The organism is Gilliamella sp. B3892, from assembly GCF_026536305.1.
In the GTDB taxonomy this organism is placed as follows: domain Bacteria; phylum Pseudomonadota; class Gammaproteobacteria; order Enterobacterales; family Orbaceae; genus Gilliamella.
This window is the reverse complement of sequence record NZ_JAFNOK010000001.1, coordinates 117,507-139,250: the sequence shown is the minus strand read 5'-3', so window position 1 is coordinate 139,250 and position 21,744 is coordinate 117,507. Positions and strand designations below refer to the sequence as shown.

20 protein-coding genes and 1 tRNA gene are annotated in these 21,744 nt (G+C 34.5%); 5 read left to right on the top strand and 16 right to left on the bottom strand.

The features are described from left to right. Positions 1-12 precede the first annotated feature (12 nt). The 6 genes from nudC to epmB form a co-directional block, all read right to left on the bottom strand. Positions 13-816 (bottom strand): NAD(+) diphosphatase, encoded by an 804-nt coding sequence (gene nudC / locus J3U74_RS00585; protein WP_267329920.1) that lies wholly within the window; start codon positions 814-816, stop codon positions 13-15. A 66-nt stretch (positions 817-882) separates the two neighbouring features. Then, a complete protein-coding gene (gene yidC, locus J3U74_RS00580; protein ID WP_267329919.1) occupies positions 883-2,511 on the bottom strand; it encodes a membrane protein insertase YidC in 1,629 nt (542 codons plus the stop codon). Further along, the gene (gene yidD / locus J3U74_RS00575) at positions 2,511-2,753 is read right to left on the bottom strand and encodes a membrane protein insertion efficiency factor YidD (RefSeq protein WP_255556236.1); all 243 of its coding nucleotides are present in this window, start codon (positions 2,751-2,753) and stop codon (positions 2,511-2,513) included. The genes yidC and yidD overlap by 1 nt, the downstream gene beginning before the upstream one ends. A 47-nt stretch (positions 2,754-2,800) precedes the next feature. Beyond that, complete coding sequence (rnpA, locus tag J3U74_RS00570) at positions 2,801-3,157, bottom strand: ribonuclease P protein component (protein WP_267329918.1); 357 nt, start codon at positions 3,155-3,157, stop codon at positions 2,801-2,803. An 11-nt stretch (positions 3,158-3,168) separates the two neighbouring features. After that, the gene (gene rpmH / locus J3U74_RS00565) at positions 3,169-3,309 is read right to left on the bottom strand and encodes a 50S ribosomal protein L34 (protein ID WP_034944344.1); all 141 of its coding nucleotides are present in this window, start codon (positions 3,307-3,309) and stop codon (positions 3,169-3,171) included. A 304-nt stretch (positions 3,310-3,613) separates the two neighbouring features. Then, positions 3,614-4,639, bottom strand: a complete 1,026-nt coding sequence (gene epmB / locus J3U74_RS00560) for an EF-P beta-lysylation protein EpmB (RefSeq protein ID WP_267329917.1) — start codon at positions 4,637-4,639, stop codon at positions 3,614-3,616. Positions 4,640-4,671: 32 nt separating this feature from the next. Between epmB and efp the strand changes: the two genes are divergently transcribed. Beyond that, positions 4,672-5,238, top strand: a complete 567-nt coding sequence (gene efp / locus J3U74_RS00555; RefSeq protein WP_034882790.1) for an elongation factor P — start codon at positions 4,672-4,674, stop codon at positions 5,236-5,238. 114 nt (positions 5,239-5,352) lie between these two features. Here the strand turns inward: efp and trmL are convergent, their stop codons facing one another. From trmL to thiI, 4 genes are all read right to left on the bottom strand, one after another. Beyond that, a complete protein-coding gene (trmL, locus tag J3U74_RS00550; RefSeq protein WP_324099774.1) occupies positions 5,353-5,838 on the bottom strand; it encodes a tRNA (uridine(34)/cytosine(34)/5-carboxymethylaminomethyluridine(34)-2'-O)-methyltransferase TrmL in 486 nt (161 codons plus the stop codon). 19 nt (positions 5,839-5,857) lie between these two features. Beyond that, on the bottom strand, positions 5,858-7,234 hold the full coding sequence (cpxA, locus tag J3U74_RS00545) for an envelope stress sensor histidine kinase CpxA (RefSeq protein ID WP_267329979.1): 1,377 nt from the start codon (positions 7,232-7,234) through the stop codon (positions 5,858-5,860). A gap of 38 nt (positions 7,235-7,272) precedes the next feature. Continuing rightward, positions 7,273-7,983 carry a response regulator gene (locus J3U74_RS00540; RefSeq protein ID WP_220218055.1) on the bottom strand — a complete coding sequence of 237 codons (711 nt, stop codon included), beginning with the start codon at positions 7,981-7,983 and terminating at the stop codon, positions 7,273-7,275. Positions 7,984-8,109: 126 nt separating this feature from the next. Continuing rightward, the gene (thiI, locus tag J3U74_RS00535) at positions 8,110-9,558 is read right to left on the bottom strand and encodes a tRNA uracil 4-sulfurtransferase ThiI (RefSeq protein WP_220218056.1); all 1,449 of its coding nucleotides are present in this window, start codon (positions 9,556-9,558) and stop codon (positions 8,110-8,112) included. Between the two features lie 177 nt (positions 9,559-9,735). Here thiI and secG point away from each other — a divergent pair, with 177 nt between their 5' ends. The 4 genes from secG (at position 9,736) to J3U74_RS00515 (ending at position 11,613) form a co-directional block, all read left to right on the top strand. After that, positions 9,736-10,110, top strand: coding sequence for a preprotein translocase subunit SecG (secG, locus tag J3U74_RS00530; RefSeq protein WP_220218057.1), 375 nt, complete (start codon positions 9,736-9,738; stop codon positions 10,108-10,110). An 8-nt stretch (positions 10,111-10,118) separates the two neighbouring features. Continuing rightward, positions 10,119-10,203 (top strand) — tRNA-Leu (locus J3U74_RS00525). 609 nt (positions 10,204-10,812) lie between these two features. Then, on the top strand, positions 10,813-11,073 hold the full coding sequence (locus J3U74_RS00520) for an EexN family lipoprotein (protein WP_267329916.1): 261 nt from the start codon (positions 10,813-10,815) through the stop codon (positions 11,071-11,073). Between the two features lie 162 nt (positions 11,074-11,235). Beyond that, a complete protein-coding gene (locus tag J3U74_RS00515; RefSeq protein ID WP_267329915.1) occupies positions 11,236-11,613 on the top strand; it encodes a hypothetical protein in 378 nt (125 codons plus the stop codon). A 350-nt stretch (positions 11,614-11,963) separates the two neighbouring features. On the opposite strand, the gene J3U74_RS00510 is transcribed toward J3U74_RS00515, so the two are convergent. From J3U74_RS00510 to J3U74_RS00485, 6 genes are read right to left on the bottom strand one after another with little or no spacing between them, the layout of a single operon-like run. Continuing rightward, complete coding sequence (locus J3U74_RS00510; protein ID WP_267329914.1) at positions 11,964-13,202, bottom strand: hypothetical protein; 1,239 nt, start codon at positions 13,200-13,202, stop codon at positions 11,964-11,966. Next, the gene (locus J3U74_RS00505; protein WP_220218061.1) at positions 13,202-13,474 is read right to left on the bottom strand and encodes a PAAR domain-containing protein; all 273 of its coding nucleotides are present in this window, start codon (positions 13,472-13,474) and stop codon (positions 13,202-13,204) included. Before J3U74_RS00505 ends, J3U74_RS00510 begins: the two co-directional genes overlap by 1 nt. Before the next feature lie 23 nt (positions 13,475-13,497). Next, the gene (locus J3U74_RS00500; RefSeq protein WP_267329913.1) at positions 13,498-14,319 is read right to left on the bottom strand and encodes a DUF6708 domain-containing protein; all 822 of its coding nucleotides are present in this window, start codon (positions 14,317-14,319) and stop codon (positions 13,498-13,500) included. A 25-nt stretch (positions 14,320-14,344) separates the two neighbouring features. After that, a complete protein-coding gene (locus J3U74_RS00495; protein ID WP_267368621.1) occupies positions 14,345-18,010 on the bottom strand; it encodes a toxin VasX in 3,666 nt (1,221 codons plus the stop codon). Between the two features lie 15 nt (positions 18,011-18,025). Beyond that, positions 18,026-18,907 (bottom strand): hypothetical protein, encoded by an 882-nt coding sequence (locus J3U74_RS00490; protein WP_267329911.1) that lies wholly within the window; start codon positions 18,905-18,907, stop codon positions 18,026-18,028. Continuing rightward, a complete protein-coding gene (locus J3U74_RS00485) occupies positions 18,907-21,318 on the bottom strand; it encodes a type VI secretion system Vgr family protein (RefSeq protein WP_267329910.1) in 2,412 nt (803 codons plus the stop codon). Before J3U74_RS00485 ends, J3U74_RS00490 begins: the two co-directional genes overlap by 1 nt. Positions 21,319-21,744 lie beyond the last annotated feature (426 nt).

Here is a 21,744-nt window from a genome sequence, read left to right as displayed (position 1 = left end):
TCGTGAATATGATTAGTCTTCACCAAACTCATCATATTCACGGCATAATACAATCGTATCTTCAATTAAGCGCCTTGCTATCGTCCCATACTCTGGAATTTTAGGTAACTGAGAATAATGGAACCAATCAGCTTGTACTAACTCATTTTTGTCGATACAGATTTCACCGCTCTCGTAATCAGCCAAATAAGCCATCATTAGTGAATTAGGAAATGGCCAAGGTTGCGATCCTACATACCGGATATTTTTAATTTTGATTTTTGACTCTTCATATACTTCACGTTCAACAGCATTTTCCATTGTTTCACCTATTTCAGTAAAACCCGCTAAAACCGTATATAAGTCATCTTGATTATGTCTGACATGCTTAGCCAATAAAATTTTATTTTGATGTCGGATTGCAACAATAATAGAAGGTGATATCTGAGGATAATAACGTTCTTTGCAGTTATGGCACAAACAACACCATTCTGAACTACTAATATACATTTGATGACCACAATAGCCACAATATTTGTGGGAGCGATAAAACTCAGCCAATTGCACCGCTCGACCGGCCATATTAAATAGCGATTGATCAGTTTTATTAAGCAGTGGACGTATGACACTCATCGAGCTTTTCATTTCATAACAAATCAGCCAAGCAGTTTGACCATTCCATTCGCCAATTGGTTGAGCTAATTGGTTAGTAAAACCAAACTCTTTAGCATAACCCGTTGGCACTTCGCCATTAGGTAACCACAATCGTCCATTGGCGCTGACAAACCAGTATCCGGTTTCATTGCCGGTTAAATTAAATTGTTGCTGTATATTCATTTCCATTCTTACCTAAAAGCAAAACAAAAAAGGAGGGTTTAACACCTCCTTTTTCTAATACGATTTCTATTTCTTTTTCTTTTCGTGAAGTCCCTTTTTCTCAAGCTCCCAGTAGATAATACGTTGCTGAGCAATGGTAAATAAATTACTCACGATATAGTATAAAACCAGACCTGACGGGAACCATAAGAAGAACACAGTGAAAATTAACGGCATAAAAGTCATTAATTTTTGTTGTAATGGATCTGTGACCGCTGTTGGTGACATTTTCTGTATTAAGAACATCGTCGCACCCATTAATAACGGGAATATATAATAAGGATCTTGCGCTGACAAGTCATGAATCCATAACGCAAATGGTGCATGACGAAGTTCAACGGTATTACCTAACATATAAAATAGCGATAAGAAGATAGGCATTTGAATAATCAATGGCAAACAACCGCCCAAAGGATTAACCTTCTCTTGCTTATAAAGAGCCATTGTTTCCATACTCATCTTCTGTCTATCATCACCATAACGCTCTTTTAACGCTTGTAAACGAGGTTGTAATAACTTCATTTTAGCCATTGAACGATATTGCGCACGTGTTAACGGGAATAAAATTCCACGCACAATAAAGGTAATAATAATAATCGACACACCCCAGTTACTGACAAAACCTTGAATAAATTTCAATAAGTAAAATAACGGTTGTGACAAGAACCATAACCAACCATAATCAACAATCAAATCAAGATGATTTGCCGTTTCTTTCAATTGACTTTGGATTTCCGGACCTAACCATAGCTTAGCGCCAATTGATTGGCTAGCACCTGCCGGGATAACAGTTGATTGACCTTTGAAACCAATAGTTGCTTGCGTATTTTTAGCAGTTACACGTGAATAAAAAAGGTTATTTTGATCCTGTGTTGGCACCCATGCTGAAGCAAAATAGTGTTGCAACATAGCAATCCAACCAGTTTGCGTTTCTACCGCTAATGCTTTATCTTTAATATCATCAAAACTATATTTGCTATAATTTGTACTTGAGCTTGAATATGCAGTTCCACGGAATGCACTTAATCCAAGTCCGCCCCCACCTTCAGTGACAGCATCTTCTGGTAATTTGATAGTTTGTTTCAATTGACCATACATCGCGACATCAATCGGCCCATTACTTTGGTTATTGATATCATATTGCACATCAATAGCATAGTTTCCACGTTGTAAAATGTAGTATTTAATATAAGTAATGCCATTAATCTGATAAGTTAACGGAACACGTAATTCATTTTGTCCGTCAGCTAACACATATTCTGTTTGCGCAGTTTGGTATACCGGACGTTTCGCATCTTGAATAGCGTTATCAGGTCCGTCTTTACCTGTTAAACCACTTTCAGCAATATAAACAAAATCAGGACGAGATGTTAATAATTGGAAAGGTGTACCTGAATGAAGCGTTTGATCATATTTCAATAATTGTGCTGCTTGAACATCACCACCATAAGTATTAATTGTGAGTAACAATACGTCAGACTTAATGGTAATGGTTTTACCTAAAGCTAAATTGCCTGTTGAATCATCATCACTTATTTGTTGAGTCATTTGGTTAGTCATTGGTGGTTTAGGTGCATGATCATCCACCCATGCCTTCCAAATTAAAAAAGAGACAAAAAGTAAAGCAATGACTAAGATATTACGTTGAGATCCCATTAATGTTTTTCTCTATTGGTTTTAGTTTTTGGAGGAACAAAATCTTCTCCTCCTTCATGTAAAGGATGACATTTTAATACACGTTTGACCGTTAGCCAACCACCTTTTACTAATCCAAAGCGTCGTAGTGCAATTATTGCATACTGAGAGCAAGTAGGTGTGAAGCGACATTTAGGACCAAACAACGGGCTTATAATCCGTTGATAAGCGCGAATAAATAAAATAAAAAAATTAATTATCAATGATTTAGCCGCATAGACATGCTGTTTGATAATCAATTTAAGTTTATTCAAACTTTTTGTTTGGCGATAATTCGTTGGCATAATTTATCTAATGTTGCAACTAACTGTTTATTATCCAATTCGATAACAGAATGTTTAGCCATTAAAATAAAATCAATATTAGGAAGCTGATGTTGATGAAGACGAAAATATTCTTTCGTTAAACGCTTAATACGGTTGCGCTCATGTGCACGTTTAACCTGTTTTTTTGCTATAGCAAATCCTAAACGAGGATGATTTAAATCATTTATTCGTGCAACTAATGTAAGAAAGGGTGAGCCAGCTCTAACGGACTCTTGAAAGACATAATTGAAATCAAAGGGAGTTAACAAACGTAACTCCCGAGGAAAAGTGAAATTAATCACTCAACTTAAAATCAGCTAGCAACAGTTAAACGAGCACGGCCTTTAGCACGACGGCGAGCAAGAACTTGACGACCGTTTTTAGTTGCCATACGAGCACGGAAACCGTGAGTTCTATTGCGTTTTAATACTGATGGTTGAAATGTGCGTTTCATGACGATTTATATCCAAATCTAATTTATCAACAGGTTGCAGAGTAAAAACTCTACATCATTAATTAAAGAGGTCGGAATTATAGAAGCTATTTTATTTTTCGTCAATGAGATTTTCAAAGATAAGTGTAACAGATATGATCTAAAATTTATTTATAGCACAATAATATAAAAACTGACGATTGAATAATACCTAATCAATAAATGTCGGTAAGTGCTAACCTGCATGGACGATCAGCAGCGCGACAATTGAACAAATCATCATCCAATCAACACCAGATTATTTGATACCATAAGTAAAACAAAATCAATCAGCAACAGCAAGTACCCGCTTACTTTTTTCTCCACCAATCTCACGAGCCAGTTTTGGCACTAAATAACCGGATACTTTTTCAGCAAGCTGTTTCATCAATTGTTTGGCGGTTTTATCATCAACGAAAAAATGTGCAGCGCCTTGAACTTTATCAAGCAGATGAATGTAATAAGGTAAAATACCGCTATCAAACAGCTTATTACTTAATTGGGCTAAAACCTCAACATTATCATTAATATTTTTTAACATCACGCTTTGATTAAGCACTAATACATTACTTTGTTTTAATTGCCAAATCGCACGGGTAACTTCATTATCAATCTCATTGGGGTGATTAATATGTGTAACCACAATTATCTGTAATCGACTTTGCGCAAATAATCGAGATAATTGTTGGGTTATTCTTGACGGAATCACTACTGCCAAACGAGTATGAATGCGTAACCGCTTGATATGTGGAATCTTTTCTAATTCACTTATCAAAAATGCGATCTCATTATCTTTCGCCATTAATGGATCGCCGCCCGATAAAATAATCTCATCGAGTTCAGGATGAGTGGCAATATAGTTAAGCGCTATATTTAAGTTTTTTTTGCTGCTCTGGTTTTCATGATAAGGAAAGTGACGTCTAAAACAGTAACGGCAATTGATCGCACAAGCGGTTTTAGTTATTAACAGTGCTCGATTATGATATTTATGCAGTAATCCCGGGATTGCATTATTTTGCTCTTGTAACGGATCATCACTGTATCCCGCGACTTGCAACATTTCGTTATCATCACAAAGCACCTGCAACAAAAGAGGATCATGACTATCGCCCTTTTTCATACGATTAATAAAAGCTAAAGGCACACGCAGCGGGAATTGTTTCTTTGCTTGTAACATAGACAAAGAAATCGTATCAGGATCTAAATCTAAACAACGATAGAGGGTTTTAATATCCGTCACAACGTTGGCAAGATCAAAAATCCATGCTTCTTTATTTGGTTGTTCAACTTTTTGCTGTATAATGTGGCTCATTTTTGTAATTCAGAATGATAGTTGGAGCTTTTATGGCATCTTATAGTACTAATGAGTTTAAAGCCGGTCTTAAAATAATGCAAGATGGCGAGCCGTGTGTAATTGTTGAAAATGAGTTTTATAAACCAGGTAAAGGGCAAGCAATTAACCGCGTTAAAATTAAAAAATTACTTTCAGGTAAAACTGTTGATAAAACATTCAAATCAGGTGAATCTGTTGAAGCTGCTGATGTTGTTGATATGAATTTAACTTACTTGTATACCGACGGTGAGTTCTGGCATTTTATGAACAACGATACTTTTGAGCAACTTTCTGCCGATGCAAAAGCAGTGGGTGATAATGCTAAATGGTTAGTCGATCAAGCTGAATGTATTTTAACATTATGGAATGGTCAACCGATTGCTGTTACACCACCAAACTTTGTTGAACTTGAAGTTATTGAAACAGATCCGGGCTTGAAAGGTGATACAGCCGGAACTGGTGGTAAACCCGCTACACTTTCAACCGGTGCCGTTGTACGTGTTCCACTATTTGTACAAATTGGTGAAGTGCTTAAAGTTGATACACGTTCAGGTGAATACGTTTCACGTGTAAAATAAACGTGTTTATTATCAATATCACGCTTATTGCACGACAAAAAGAGAGGAATTGACTTACCTCTCTTTTTGTTATCTAACTGCTATCTATTATCGACCTAAAAATATCAAGGCTATTTACTTAGCCCCAGCATAATTAAGCTGACGCCAAGATTCATATACAACTACCGCTACTGAATTGGATAAGTTCATACTACGACTGGTTGCTAACATAGGAATGCGGATTTTATTATCCTGTGGTAACGCATCGAGTATTGCAGCTGGTAGACCTCGTGTTTCAGGCCCAAACATTAAAAAATCATTTGATTGATAATTCACGGCACTATGCGGCTTTTGACCTTTTGTAGTCAATGCATAAACCTGTTTAGTCAAATCCAATTGATTAATATCTAAGAACTGTTCAAGATTTTTGTAACGTTTGACATTGACAAATTCTTGATAATCCAGCCCTGCTCGCCGTAGTTTTTTATCATCCCAATAAAATCCCATTGGCTCAATAATATGCAAATTATATCCTGTATTAGCACACAGACGAATAATATTGCCAGTGTTCGCTGGAATCTCTGGCTCAAACAGTACAATATTCAATGCGGAATTTGACACAATGACTACTCTTTATTTTTTAATGTTTTTGACTTGTCGGTAATACTATCACAATTCTCAGCCCACCTAAGTGACTTTTCTGTGCTTTAACAGTTCCGTGATCGCGAGTGATCGCATTTGCTACAATGGCTAATCCTAGTCCGGTACCACCCGTCTGGCGATCTCGTGCTTCACTGGTTCGATAAAAAGGTCTGAAAATTTGTTCTAATTCGTTATCAGCCACACCGGGACCATCATCATCAATGGTAATTGTCATTTGTTGTGGTTGCTGACTAAAATTAATCACAATTTGGTGTTTAGAATAACGAAAAGCATTACGAATAACGTTTTCCAGAGCGCTACATAAAGCAGTCGGATAACACAACACAACATGATTAGTTGGCGGATTTTGAATTAAAAATGTTTTGCCAATTTGCTCCGCTTCAAACGTAGCATTATCTAATACATTTTTAAATAAAACATTTAATTTATGGTAGTTGCGAACTTCATTATTATCATATTGATGACGGGCTAAAGAGAGCAACTCACCAATCATTGCATCAAGTTTTAATGCTTCATCATTAATACGAATCACTTCGTTACTTTCGCCCTGTTTGCGGCGTAATAATGATGTGGCTAATTGCAAACGAGTCAAAGGCGTGCGTAATTCATGAGAAATATCAGAAAACAAGCGTTGTTGTAACTCCTGCATCCGTTTTAATTCCCTTAACATATGATTAAAACTCGCTCCGGTTGCTTTATACTCATAAGATCCGATTTTTTCTAACTCAGGCCATTGTTGCAAATTCCCTTTGGCAACTTGTTCGGCTGCCAGTTTTAAACCACGTGCAGGTTTTGCAATACTCCAAGATAACCAAAGCAAAAAAGGAGAGCTGGCTAACATTGTTAGTGTTAATAATAAAAAGGGATGATCAAAGATTAAGTTAACAAATTGAGATTGAATATCTGAGGCTGGTTGCAATAAGTATAATTGGTAATCTTCATTAGCATAATGAATCAGAAAAGGGCCTATAATCTCTTGAGATTCGTAAATTTTCTTTGCCGGATCAGCGACATTATTAGATTTTTCACTAAAGTTTCTAACTAAATCAATATTTTTAGTATCAGCGGTAATTATTTGTTTATTGGGTGTGAAAATGAATAAAAATTGCCCGGGTTTTTGGTGACCGTCCATCACCACGATAAAACGCATCCACCAACGAAAACTATCTTTAGGTACATTTGAAAGCTCTTTTTCTATTTGATTAGCAAGCACATTGCCTGCTTCTTTATCTTTATTTGCTAAATAAGTTAAATTTCGAGCGTCAAGATTAGGCAAAGCCATAATCAACATTAGAAAAAAAGCGATAGTAAGTAAAAATATTGTGAAAATTCTAATAGTTAACCTGTCAAAAATCCACATATAATTTTACCTTTATAAGATGTATTCGACCCTTAATGTACATTATCATTTTGATCGACAACAAACAGGTAGCCTTTCGATCTCAATGTTTTTATCCAGGGTAACCCATCACTGCGTGGTGGCAATTTTTTTCTCAAATTAGACACATGAACATCAATTGAACGAGCCAGCGGAATAAACTCTTTACCAAGTACAGTTTCACTTAAAGTATCTCGGGAAATTGTTTGGCCTGCACTTTCAAGCAATTTGAGTAATACTTGGAACTCAGTACCCGTTAATTCGAGATACTGGTCATCAAAAAAAGCAGTTTGTTGCTTTCGATTAACCGTTAGTTTATCAATAGTAAGTTGAAGCGGTTTTTCTTCACTTTCTTCTGAGTTATCCCAACGGGTTCTTCGTAGCAAGGCATTGATTCGAGCAACCAACTCTCTATCATTAAAAGGTTTAAGAATATAATCATCAGCCCCTAACTCAAGTCCAATCACCTTATCAAATTCGTCGTCTTTAGCTGTCAGAAAAATAACCGGAACAGTAAAGTCATTTCTTAATTTAGATAACATACTAAGCCCGTTCATCTCTGGCATCATTATATCGAGCAGTATAAGATCAATGGTACTATCGAATTTTTCTAAAGCTTGTACTCCATTATTTGCTGTTTCAACGTCAAAACCTTCTAATTCAAGTAATTCACGTAATAATGAGGCTATTTCAGGATCATCATCAACTACAAGTAATTTACTCATTGCCTTCCTCTTTAACTTAATTAAATCATTAATTTGTAATTATTTTGATTATAAAAAATATCTGATCTTATCAAATCATGATTATAAAAGCCAAATACTACCAATATCATAACTATTTGTTAAGTATTATATTTTAAAAATTTTCACATTCGAAAACCCTTGCTCAATCAGATAGAGTGCTTGTAACTTGCTCATAACGCCTTTAGCACAATAAAGAAGATATTGTTTTGATTGATCTAAATCTCCAAATTGTGTAGCCAATTTATAAAATGGAATGACTTTAATATCAACATTATTTAATTCCAGCGGTTTATCTTCCTGCTCTTCCGGCGCACGAATATCAATCACAATTTGATTATCACCCAATGAAGTCACAGTATCAACTTGAATAACCGTGTTACTTGCTTGTTTGGCAATTTCACGAATATCAATATTTTCTGCCTCTTCCACTGCTTTATCTAAAATTGAGAAATCAAAATTAAGCTCTTGTTCCTCTATTTTTTCTTTAACGGCTTTGACCGTTGGACTTTTCGAAATTACACCACAAAATTCTGGCATAGTTTTAGCAATATCTTCAGTCCCTATCTGACGAGCCAGATTAATAATCGTTTCTTTATCATGAGTAATTAGCGGACGTAAAATTAAGGTATCACTCACATTGTCAATCAAACGTAAATTAGTCAACGTTTGACTTGAAACCTGACCTAGTGCTTCACCGGTTACAAGTGCTTGAACATTATATCGTTGAGCGATTTTGGAAGCGGCACGTATCATCATCCGTTTTAAAATAACGCCCATTTGGCCATCCTCGATTTTTTCAAGAATTTCACCAACAACATCTGAAAAATCGATCGCAATAAAACGCACTTTATGAGAACTACCAAAGCGCTCCCATAAATAATGTGCCATCTGCTTAACACCAATTTCATGGGTTTTACCGCCCAAATTAAAAAAGCAGTAGTGAACCCGGCTACCCCGTCTAATTAGCTTATAACTCGATACACCAGAATCAAACCCACCAGATATAAGAGAAAGTACATCTTCTTGTGTACCTGTTGGAAAGCCACCTATCCCAGCATGGCGCTCTTTTACCAGCAATAATACATCTTTCTCTATTTCTAAATTAACAGTAACCTCAGGGCGGGTTAATTTGACTTTAGATGAGGCAACAAACTGATTGAGCCCACCGCCCACATAACGTTCGACATCGATTGAAGAGAAATCGTGCTTACCTCGGCGTTTAACACGTACACAAAAGGTTTTATTTTCAATTAAAGGCGCATAATGCTCACGAGCTTTTTCATAGATATCGTGCATATCAACAAAAGAGTGCTCTTGAACAACCAAAATATGATGGATACCAGGAATACGGGTGAGTAATTGTAAAATCTGAGTTTCGCTATTTACAACTTTAGGGCGTACTTCAATAAAATCCCAATGACGTATAACAGCGACATCTTCGATATGATGTTTTAAGATATTACGAATATTGCTGGTCAATATTTTTATAAAACGTAATCGAACAGATTCACTTTTAATGGTAATCTCAGGAAAAAGCTTAACAATGAATTTCATACAACTAAATTTACTAGAATAAAAATGGCGACATTATACTGGTTTTTCCTTAAAAACGAACAATTGATTACGATAAATACAGAAAATCACAAAATCTTCTTGCTTGTTGCTCACTCTTTCGCTAATATTTCGCATCAATAAATTCTGTTGTATAACTTATAAAATTGACAGGTTGAAATGTATAAACTTTTAATTCTAGGTTATTTACTTATCGCTGTTGTGATAATCGTTTTAGTGCTAATACAGCGCGGTAAAGGTGCCGACATGGGTTCATCTTTTGGTGCTGGAGCATCTGCGACGTTGTTTGGCTCATCAGGTAGTGGGAACTTTTTAACACGTTCTACAACCATACTTGGGGTTTTGTTTTTTATACTAAGTATCGTTTTATCGAATCTTGGTAGTCGTAGTGCTATAAATTCTAGCGATGAATTTACAAATTTCGATGATATACCGCCTGCAACGACTCAACAAAACACAGGTGAAACCGCACCGACAACAGATCCTGTTATACAACCGGAATCGGTAAATCCTACATCGGATATTCCTGAATAAATAACGGCGCCGTGGTGGTGAAATTGGTAGACACGCTATCTTGAGGGGGTAGTGCTTCACGGCGTGCGGGTTCAAGTCCCGCCCACGGCACCAAATCAATATTCAGAAATATTCTTTCAATTCCTTAAAATCATATCAAATTAAAAAAGCTAAGGCGCAAAGCCTGATTTGTTATTTTCAAAATATCCAATAAGCATATTTATCACCGCATGTTTTTGCTATATGCTTCGAATATATCTATATTCTCTATACCTAACTAGGACTACCACTATTGCAAATGCGCAAAATTAAGCTAGTGAACTGTTAACACCACTACGCACATCCTATTTGATTTACATTTTCAATAATCAAAATTATCCCCTCCTCTAATGAGAGAGCGTCTTTTTACAAAAAATACTTTTTTATTAATGTAACTACATCTGACTGATTAGGATTATAATTTTGTCAGTACATAAAAAAGCAATGGTACTATATAGCTTGAGAATTTAGAAATACGTTAGGAAAGAATGAAGCAAAAAATCAAAAGATTAATCGTTATTTTCAAGGTATACCAGACATAAGGTTAATTGTATTGATTAAACAATCAATAGATGACGAAATAGACTGTAATATTAAACATAATAGAAGTCATCCAGCTAATAAAAACAGTTCTGAGTTTGTCAGATTGGCGATGATTGAGAAGCTGAATAGAGATATTAATACATGAAAAAATTTAATTTATTTTTAGTAATGAGTATTTTTCTTATTGGGTGTGGTGAAAAAATATATTCAGTTGAAGAATTCATAAATGACCGTCAATTGAGAAATAAATATTTAAAAAAATGTTTAGATGAACAAGGAATATTTCGTTCTAGAAATTGTAAAAATCTTTCAAAGGCTTTTTTTAGCTCTGAAATAAAAATTTTTCCAGATACTTATGAAGAATGGAAAGAATGGTTAAATGAGTATGATTCAGAAAAATAATAATTTAATATAAAAAGAAAAAGATTTATATATGTATATAAATACAGTTTTATAATTTAGCTAACTGTATACTAAAGTATGATTTGCGTCTAGGTTAATCCCCGAACATTCGCAACCCTAGTGAACTGGCGCAAATATCTATTAGGGCGTGAGGGGCATTTTATGTCTAACAAAATAACAAATTCGAAGGAGACATTTTATTGGTTAGATCACGAAAAGTATGATAATTCACTTAAAGCACTAGATTTATATCAATGGTGCGATTTAATAGTGACAAGAATGGATTTATTAAATTATACCCAACAAGAAAACTTCAGTGAATATATATCGTCATGCGTGGCAGCAATAAAAGATAACTCTATTTTAAATATTGAATCAGATTCTAAAAATCCAGAGTTATATTACCCTAGCCCTGTTGAATTGTTAGATTATTCTGATTTAGGGGCTGAATTTTTATTACATTCAATCCCTTCAATGAAAAAAAAGACAAATAATAAAGCTTTTTATCGGCAACGGATAAAACTATTATGGAATCATTAACGCAGGCGCTAGTAGTCATGAGGGAAAAATAGAAATTTAAGCCCTACAAAAAATAACACTTTAATTAATATGGATTGGGATTACAATAAACGAAAAGCGAAACTCATCAAGTTATCACAAAACTACAAGCTTCAGTTATGAGGTTAACAAGCATAAAGATTTAACAAATCTATTAAAGCAATTTTAATGCCCTAGCAATAGGGCATTCTATTCAAACATTAAATAATTATTTAGGCGCTATCTATCACACAATTAGAATAGATAGAGCACAAGCAAAAGGCTTATAAAAAAATTATACCCACTTGGGTTTACATTTTAGTTAACTTTCAAATTTACCTATCTGAAAAATGTTAAACATTTCTATTATAGTTACTAATTCTATTACTTTGTTGTAAACAAGAAACAGCAGAAGCGGTAACTTCTGGTTTTCCTATTACTATCAATTGGTTATTTTTAGACAAAAATGCATTTTCAATTGCTAAAGACAAACCTAACCAATAGGAACAAAGCCCCGCATACCCAAAAGCACCTTCAATATTCATAAGATTCTTTGGCTTAAATTCAATTTGATTAAAATGATTAACAATATTATTTTTCAACTCATAAGATACACCGTTATACCACACGGTATCATAACTTGTATTGTCAGTACTACCCCATAATAGCGCATTGTTGATAGTTTGATTTAAAGATGAAGTTTGTTCACTACGATGCACTTTAACTAATGTTGGTTCTCGGTGCAATAACAATTTAGGGTTCACTTTTTCACCCGCTAAAAAAAACCATGCAGCAAATTCACCTTCATTTTTTGTAGGAATATCGAACAAGTGTAGGGTTAGTATTAAGAGTAAATCGTTACTATATTCCTCATTATCTAACCATGATTCTATAAACGTATTCGAATTACCTGGCTCATCAAATATAATGCTAGCCGGATAAGGAATAACCGTTCCGATTGTTTCAGCCCATAAAGTCTTTAATCTATCTACTTCTACACTTTTACCTAATTCAATAAACAAACGAACGTGAATATTTTTATGTGATAATAGGTTAGAAAATTGATTTTTGATATCTTTTTTCCATTGATTAAATAGAGAAGCTAAATATCCATTAATATCATTGATATCAATTTCGCTATTGAAAAATAAAGAAGTATGAGGAATAACAGCTGCGCAAGTAGGATATGGCTTTGAAGTTATTAAAAAACTGTTATTGATTAAAGCAGCCGCATTCCCCTGCCTTCCTCTTTCCGTTGTAAGAGAATACCCCAAAACATATAGCCCTTGTTGGCCTTTATCTATCAGTTCCTGCCTACGCTGTTGTTGAAATAAATTCAATTCTTGATGATAAGTCTTGCGATATTTATAGACAAAAAAACAACATAAAAATAGCACACTCCAAATAAGAACAGGAAAACCAACTACACCGGATAAAAAAAGCTCATTTGGCATACTATGAAAAAAACTTAGCGTACCGGTTATAATAAATCCCAACAAAATAAATATAATTAGCAATAGTCCCCACAACCACAAATTCAATTTTTTAACTTTGGGCGCCGACTTTGTAAATGATGATAAATCTATAGACATTATCCTATTCCTACTTCTGATAATGAAGAAATTAAGGAACAACCACATGCACTTTTATGTCCATCTAATGCAACTTGTTTACCTTGGTCAGTAAAAGCTGTCTGACCTTCAATAATAGGATTAACGCCATGCCCTTTAATAGGGCAAGAAACTAAATCACCCACCCGTGCAACAGGTTTACCTAAAACTGTCATTGTGGATGAAGCTGTAATTACTGTACCACCGTGATCTGTCGAATCCCCTAATCGAATAATTCCTTTTAAACTTATCATTTTTATTTCCTGCTTATTAATACTTAATTTTTATACTCACCATTGATCCGGTTATAATCTTCAAGTGAACTGGCTTTAGATTTCTTATCTATTTCTTCGGGCCAATTAACTTTTATTGGCCATGAAAATTCTTCCTCTGGCATAAAATCCGCATCCAAATTATTATCTGAAAATGCCATATAACTATTTATCCACATCCATTCGTCATAACTCAAACTATTATCTGCAGCCAGTAAAAAGTGGTCAATAACATAAGTGGTATTAGGTTCACATACCACACACTCAATACGGTAATTTCTGATCATACCTCCATTAACCATTGGAGCAGAAAACGAACACATTACGCCATGAATATCTGACCAATTGAACTCTTTAACCATTATATTTTTTGCTTTAAATGGTGAGCTAGTTAGCATTTTCCATGAACCCAAATATAAAATAAAATGCTCATAAATATAAACTTTACCTGTTTTGCGATTTAAACGAATAGGACAATCTTGAGGAGCTAGCAATATATATAAAAATAATATAGTAACTAAGTAACCACAACACATAACAAACATGAGAAGACCTATTGTTAATTCAATAGATAACGATGAAGTAAATCTAACATATAAAATTAACCATATTAAGGATATACACAAACTACTTAATATAAAAAGTGATATTACAATGAACCACCGAATAAAAAACTTTAAATCTACCGGGTTACGTGAAAATTCACAATAATCATCGTTAGCATAACGTAGTTTTTTATTATTTCTCAAATGCGATTTGGTAGTATAAACACCTTTATGCAAATCTTGGCGCCAGCATGATAGTTGCGGTTGATACTTAGACAGCATTTTTTAGTTCTCCTTTTCTAACCTTTTAATTGATAATATGTTCAATAATTAAAGGTAATTTTGCGTCTTTACCTTGCCAGTAATGTAATATTCCTATGACCTTTTTTGCTTTACACTTTAATTCGGCAACTTTTTGATCTACTACCAAGGTTGATAAATCAGTTTGATGTTTAGTTGCATTTGACATAATCGGATAAGTTTTCGATTCCACCCAGCGTACTTGGGAATGATCACATTGATTAGATTCTACCTCAACTTGCAAATGTTGATTGTCTTTACCTTGCAGTATTTTGACTCTACCTGATTGTCCGCTATCGTCAGTTACAGCGACCAGACACGTATAACGACTTTGCGCATCAAAATTAGGAAGTTTGAGATGTACATGCAGTCCACCAGCATACATTAAAACAGAGTTTTCGTGATAATCAGATCTTATATCTTCAATAAATAGCCCTACGTCACTTGAGTGATAATTTAGAGCTAAATAAACTCCTGAAAGATAGGCATAATAGTCGTTTAACGCCATACTAGTGCCAAAAGCGGTGAGCGAATAAGGTAATCCTTTTTCACGATGTTGTTGTTTACCGAAGTAGCAACGATTAAACCAAATTTCCATAGGTGACCAACGTTCAGCTTCCGAGCCAATATAGACCAAAATAGCACCAATTACAGATATAATTATTGCCGCAACAAATAAATGGGGTGATAATATTAAAAAGGTACTTAAAAAATATATGGATCCAGAAACTAAGATTCCTAAACCTCCAACTGTAACTAATATACCATCAATATTATCGCCATTTTTCAAATAATTATATCCTTTATACATTTCTTTAGCCCCTTCATATATTGTGATAACTGATAACGCTCTCCCTGTTACTTTTAAAAATTTATCGCAACTTGGTATCATAGTAGAAAAAATATTTGTTTTAGGTAAAGCACCAATTAATTTAACGGTATGGGCTACAACTTCAGTTGACAATAGTGACATGATTACACAGGATTTAACAATATCAGCTCGAATTTGTTCTTTTATTTCTTCCCGCATTTCATTTCCTTGCTCATTTAGTGTTTGCATATTTTCACTGACTAAATAACCTACCAAAAAAATCATTAAAGCATTTAAAGCAATACTTTTGGTAGAATCAATACGAATTCTTTTTCGGTATTGAGAAACGGCGGCTTCAAGATCAGCTATCGTTAATTCTCCGCTAAATTGGTGAGCATGCTTGATTTCAGCGCCTAATATGTTTTTGGTTTTAGCAAGTGTTTTTTCTTTTAAATACCCCCCTCTTTTTAAGGTATGAATCATTTTATCCATCGAGGCAATATCGTCTGCCACAATCATAAATTCCATATTAACGGTTTTTTCAAGCTGTGATTTGGTCATTTTGCTTTCGAATTGCCAGCGCTTATCAGTATCAGATACTCTAGATAGATTATACAGTTTAGAATTTTTTTCGATGCTGACAGAAGATAAATCAGTATGTTCCATTAAAATCTCATAAACTTTGGGTAAATTTTTAAATTTTACCGGCACTTTCATAATTCTGTGTTCTATTCCGGAATAAATTTTAAGTTGTTCTATACTATGCTCTTTCATTAATACTTGATTAATTAGCTTTGAATTGTGAACTCGATTAGCAAAAGCAGCATCTTTCCAACTAAACAATTCTTCCATTCTGTCAATAAATAGTGTTGTGTTTTTGCTATCAATAGGAAGATTCATGACACTATTAATTTTACTAACTAATTCATTTAGATTACTTACGTTATTGTTTTTATTTGCATCATTTTGATTTTGCAGCATTTCATCGATTCGTTGTTTTAGCAGCAATTCATAAAGATTATTATCCTGACCTTTTAACACATAAAAGTAGATCGAATTCTCATCCCTAAATAAGCTGTCCCATAAACCAAACTGTTCCGGTAAATTTGCCATGGAAATATTCCCTTGAAGCATGGTGATAATATCTTCCATATAGCCGAGGTGATCTTTAGAATAGTCGTTTTCTTGTTCATGTTTCCAAAACTCAACTTGATTGTAATCAGTCAGTTCAGAAGGTGCATATTGAGAAGGTTTATCTTTGGAACCAAAAAGCCATGTCACATATATTAAATAATCGATAGATATTTTACGGATATCTCCGATGATTTCTTTAAATTTTTGATTATCATCCTTACAAAATTGATCTAGTTTTTTTAAGTCTAATCGCGCTTCAAGTTTAGCCCATTCCCTATTTAATTTACTTTCAGCCGCATAATCCAATGTCCACTCAAATCGTCTAACATCAATAACTGGTACGGCTGATTTATGTTTTTCTAGTAGCTCTTTTTTTTCTGTGATTGATAAAGCGACCTCTTTATATCCATTATCTTGTAAAGTTTTTATAGTTTGATAATAAGAAGTTTTCGCACCTTGATAATTAGAGCCAGGTTCATAGACATCAGAATACCTCGGCTGAGTATTAAGTCCTTTATAATCTTGGTTTATAGTGTCATTAAAATAATTTCTTAATCCCTTTTTGTAACTCTCTATACAAGAGACAATCCTACGTTTGTAAGCTCGCTCTCTGGAAAAGTATTCATGAATATATTTTTGATCATGTTCATTAGGTTTAAGTGGAACTGATGTTGTTTGCGCTTGTGATGTGTCACTTTGATCGTTATCAATGTTTTGAGTAAATATGCTTTCGAAATAACCTTTAGCATAAGGAAATAAGTCTTGAGCTTTATCAGGCGAGGTTAACCACTCGTCTGAAGGAGTAAAATCAGCTATTTTTTCATTGAAAGCATCAGCTAATTCTTTTTCTATTGTCTGTTCGTGCTCTAAAAATGCATTATTGATTGGATCAAAATTTCTTAAGCGTTGAGCATTAAGTTCTTCGGCTATGCCAAAAGTGTCTTCTAAAACAATGCAACCTATTTTACATTGATATTTTTCTTCCATTGTTTCCGACACCTGTTTTATTGCTGCTAAATCATCTTTATGCGAATAGTCATAAAATTCGTGAGCGCTCGGAAATCTGACATCAAAATCTTTTTTTTGGAATATAAATTCAGGCAAATAAGGGGCAGAATTATTGTTTAATAAATCGCTGAAAGCAAAACTCCGCCCTTCGGTTAATAAAGTTGGATCTTTACGAGTATTGTCATTTACAGTGACTTTGGTAAAACGTTTTAAGTTAGCTTCGGGTGAACGATAATAATCTTCCACATTCTTTGACCATGCACGGCGACTATAGGCTATCCATACCGTAGAATTTAAAATATCAACATTGGCAAAAATGGCCGGAACATAGTGGTTTATTGCTGTGCACTGTTCAGCAAGATCTTCAATTTCATGCTTTTTCATATAATAAATGGAGCGATGTCGTAATGCGCCTTTTGAAGTCACTTCATAGCCAAGTAATTTTCTTTCACCATCTTTTTCCATTAATACATAAACATAACCTTTACGTAACATTCTTAGTGCATACTTATGTTGTTTTAATTGTGCAGAAGGTTGCCTACCCGTTAATTGGGGTACACCTTCTGACCAGTCTTTACTTGTATCAATCCTTGGGTTAATTACCGATTGGCGAACTAAAAAAAATGGCATGCCGTTACGTTGACAAGTTCCGCACCCGTTTTTTGCCATAGCTGAAGCATTCTTGGCTTCTCCCAAAATATTAATATCGAACTTTTCCATAAAGTATTCCTTACATTATTCTGCTATGTCTATTTCACTTAAATAATTCGCTAAAGTGCCAGGCTCTTCTTTCGCTTTTTCGATTGCATCTTTTAGTTTTGTTTGCTTAGATAAGTTTGGATAACTTATCAACGCTAACGCTAAAGAAAATCTGTCGTAAGTATCCTCAAGTCCCGATATTTTTGCTGTCTTATAAAATTCAGCTAATTGTATAATGTCATCATCTGTTACATTTTTATTTTTTCTCTCACATAAATTTTTCCATGCGATAGCTAAATGATATAAATTGCTTGATTCTTTCAAATAGAATTTAACTTCTTCGGTAACAAAAATATCTTGTGGTTTCGGGGTATAGGTTAATGATTGGATTACATATAAATGATTGGTAAATGAGGTAAAACAATATGTACTACAGCAACCTAATAAAGTTGATAACCACTCAGGACAAATTTTGTTACCTTCTAGCATCAGAAATGTCTTGAATGGTTCATAAAATGGTACAAAATTGGTTTGAATTAATTTCGCTAACTTTAATCCTATATTAATCAATTGTTCGCTTAACTTTTTCGGATCATTTTTACTGACAATACACGCCGAAATATAGCGTTTTTCAATCGATCCATCGTCCAGCATTTCATTACTAATATGGTGCAATAATTTTTTGTTTATAGGTTCATTGGGTTTCGCAATAACAACAAGTTTAGGGCAATGAGCCAAGTCGTGCGCAAGATCAGTTCTTGGCACCACTTCGACAGCTTCCTTTCCTAGATTTTCTTGCAAACTTTGAATCGATAATATATGAAAATAGCTAAGAGATACTAAATTATCAATGAGTAAATATCGATATTGTTTCCGTGCGTCTGGGTTATCTAATAAGTTTAATAATTGTTTTTCCATTATGCTGATTCCGAACAATTTTTCCCTTCAGGTAATTTAACTTTTGGTACATCATAAGTTGATGGGCTAAATACGCCAAAACTTGCCGCTTCTACTTTTACATCCCCCGGAGCGAGTATCTTTACTCCACCACCTTCAATGATAATAGCAGCCCCATTACATTCTAAGGTGAGCTTTTTCTTGGCTGATATGATTACTTCACTGTCAGTACTAGTGATTTTCATGTCTTGCTTAGAGCTTAATAACATTTCATTATTCTGCGCTTGTAAATCGACATTACCTTTTGAGGCTGTGATTTTTATGCCCAATTTATTAGCAAATAAACTTATTGTGTTGCCAGCCGTTACGATAAAACGTTTAAAGGCGCTGACATCAATATTATTTTGTGCGGTTTGGATGATATTCTCACCTGCGGTGTGTTGAATTGAGTTTGGTGTCACATCAGCCATGCCTGCTGGTGCATAAGTGAGAATACCGGGTTGTTTTAATTGTTTTAAACTTTGTTCAAATAGCTGTTTTTGAACTTGTAGATCCGCAAGCTCAGTTTTAGCTGCTTGAGCAAGTTCATTGAGCCTTTTTACCATTTCACAGGCTTGCGCGAGCTCTTTTACAGCATTGTCCATTTGCAACTGCAAACCACCAGCTTGAGTCTGTTCTTCACTGGTGATATATAGGCCTTGACCTGCTCTTATAGCCCCCCAGTCATCGGTGCGAAGTTCTAACCCTTCGCCTCGTTTTTCTTTATTTTTATTTACTAAATGCCCAATGTTAAGCTGAGTTTTACCGTATTCAGTGGCAAGTTTTATATGCTCTTGATCACGTTTGTCATCCATCCGTAATTTGTTATTGGCAGGAGTACGAATCACGTTTCGATGTTTGTTAAAAGCAGAAACATGATCAGGATGAACACTATCGTGCATGGCATGAGCAATATATGGCCGATCAGGGTTACTGTCTGTAAAAGCAATAGCAACTTCGGTGCCATCTATTAAGGGAAAGTGGAAACCATATGTGTCCCCAGCATAAGGTTTGGCAAGCCGAACCCATAAACTTTCATTGCCTTTTTTCCAGTTTTTTAAATCAAAATTAAATTTTACCCGGTAGCGTCCTTGAGTATCGATATAGCCATAGATATCATTGTCGGGGCTTGTTACTCGTGCGGGTACTGTTCCACCAATTTGTGGATATGCAATTGGTATTGGACGATACGGTTTTAATACATTAAACGGAATGGCGGTAAAACTAAGTTCATAAGCATCGGTGCGATTCCCTTTACCCGTTACACTTAAAACGATGATACCTTCATCTATATTGGTTAGCTGATTATCAGTAATACGAATCACTTGACCGGGTTCTAAATTATAACGATTAGTTTTACCGGTTATAACTATCTGCTTACTTATTGCATATTCATGGCGAATACGTGCATACCAACTGCCACTTTCAGCGGTAATATTATTATCTTGATTACTCGAATTAGAACTATTTAAATTTTTATGATTTTCACCATAACGATAGTTAGTACCATAAGTTGTATGGTCGTCAGGTTGTGAGTTTTCTGAGGTAAGTAAATCGGTTCGTGCTTTTCGATAGTTGTAATCCTGCACTTGTACCGACGACTCGACCATCTGACTTTGCATAGAAAGATCCCAGACACTTTCTATTTTGCCGTCATGCGTGCCGCTTGGTAGTTTGTAATCAATCTCTGCAACGTGTTCAAATCCTTGTTCATAATCACTAATGACCATGACCTCGCAATCATGTTCAGCATGGCTTTCGAAACGGAACCATATTCCAACATCAGCCATCAATCTTTGGATAAATTCAAGATCACTTTCTTGCCATTGGGTGATAAATTCTCTTGTTGGATATTGTTCCTTCAGCTCCAGCCGGTAGTCTATGCCGGTAAATTCATGGCTTCTAAGTACCTCTTCAACGACGCTAACAACATTTTGATTTTGAAATATTGCGCAATTTCGATTAAGCCTTAATCTGGCAACTCTTGGAGATAATACAACTTGATAATGCGCTTCGTCTTTATTGACCGATATTTGACTAAATTCAGTGATGATTCCATGTATCTTACGTCCATTGTCATCACCTATAAAATCCCCTAAAGCTCGTAAAGCGGCATTTAAACTTAACGCTTCGCTCATAACCGGATTGAACGAAAACGATGCCTTTTTATTTAAAAAGCTATCAACTGATAATGTTTTATCGACACTGGTAAAAGTAATAGTATAACGCCATGGGTGGTTTAGTTGTTCTTCACCGGTAACATTCAAAATAGAAATGGGAGAGTTGAGCTCATCGATTGTTAATGTATACCTGTTATGGCTAGTAGAATCGATTGATTGGTTTATTAAGCTATGACCGATTTGGTCAATAATTTTATTTATTCCTTTTGCCATTATTTAATCCTTTAACTCACTTTTTTCACCTTAATTTACGGTGAAACTCCTTGTGTATTTATTATTGATTAACGATTTTCAGACATGGTCAATCAATGGCTATTTAAAATAAAAAAAGATGAGTCGCGAATTTGTTTAGCCATAAACAAAGAAGGGATATTAAAGTTAGTTGGTTTTAAAATTTTTAAATTAATTAAAGTTTAATGCAATACATTGCAAAATCGATAAACTAAAGATTTCAATATCCTTATTTTTACGGCTGACTCAAGTTTAGTTAATTTTATAACACCCAAATATTTTATAGTTAATTCAATAACTGAAAACGATAACAAAAATAGTATATAAAATTTATACACTTTTCAATATTAACTCTAAATAAAAAGCTATTTTAATTAATTGGTATGAATCATTTGCTAAAAATTAATC

What these genes read in the sequence shown, in the direction of transcription:
- epmB (WP_267329917.1), bottom strand. Translation starts at nt 4,639, where the DNA reads ATGAGCCACATTATACAGCAAAAAGTTGAACAACCAAATAAAGAAGCA.
- J3U74_RS00540 (WP_220218055.1), bottom strand. Translation starts at nt 7,983, where the DNA reads ATGAGTAAATTACTTGTAGTTGATGATGATCCTGAAATAGCCTCATTA.
- J3U74_RS00505 (WP_220218061.1), bottom strand. Translation starts at nt 13,474, where the DNA reads ATGATAAGTTTAAAAGGAATTATTCGATTAGGGGATTCGACAGATCAC.
- rpmH (WP_034944344.1), bottom strand. Translation starts at nt 3,309, where the DNA reads ATGAAACGCACATTTCAACCATCAGTATTAAAACGCAATAGAACTCAC.
- J3U74_RS00490 (WP_267329911.1), bottom strand. Translation starts at nt 18,907, where the DNA reads ATGGAAAAACAATTATTAAACTTATTAGATAACCCAGACGCACGGAAA.
- J3U74_RS00515 (WP_267329915.1), top strand. Translation starts at nt 11,236, where the DNA reads ATGTCTAACAAAATAACAAATTCGAAGGAGACATTTTATTGGTTAGAT.
- J3U74_RS00510 (WP_267329914.1), bottom strand. Translation starts at nt 13,202, where the DNA reads ATGTCTATAGATTTATCATCATTTACAAAGTCGGCGCCCAAAGTTAAA.
- nudC (WP_267329920.1), bottom strand. Translation starts at nt 816, where the DNA reads ATGAATATACAGCAACAATTTAATTTAACCGGCAATGAAACCGGATAC.
- secG (WP_220218057.1), top strand. Translation starts at nt 9,736, where the DNA reads ATGTATAAACTTTTAATTCTAGGTTATTTACTTATCGCTGTTGTGATA.
- yidC (WP_267329919.1), bottom strand. Translation starts at nt 2,511, where the DNA reads ATGGGATCTCAACGTAATATCTTAGTCATTGCTTTACTTTTTGTCTCT.
- efp (WP_034882790.1), top strand. Translation starts at nt 4,672, where the DNA reads ATGGCATCTTATAGTACTAATGAGTTTAAAGCCGGTCTTAAAATAATG.
- J3U74_RS00495 (WP_267368621.1), bottom strand. Translation starts at nt 18,010, where the DNA reads ATGGAAAAGTTCGATATTAATATTTTGGGAGAAGCCAAGAATGCTTCA.
- J3U74_RS00520 (WP_267329916.1), top strand. Translation starts at nt 10,813, where the DNA reads ATGAAAAAATTTAATTTATTTTTAGTAATGAGTATTTTTCTTATTGGG.
- J3U74_RS00500 (WP_267329913.1), bottom strand. Translation starts at nt 14,319, where the DNA reads ATGCTGTCTAAGTATCAACCGCAACTATCATGCTGGCGCCAAGATTTG.
- J3U74_RS00485 (WP_267329910.1), bottom strand. Translation starts at nt 21,318, where the DNA reads ATGGCAAAAGGAATAAATAAAATTATTGACCAAATCGGTCATAGCTTA.
- thiI (WP_220218056.1), bottom strand. Translation starts at nt 9,558, where the DNA reads ATGAAATTCATTGTTAAGCTTTTTCCTGAGATTACCATTAAAAGTGAA.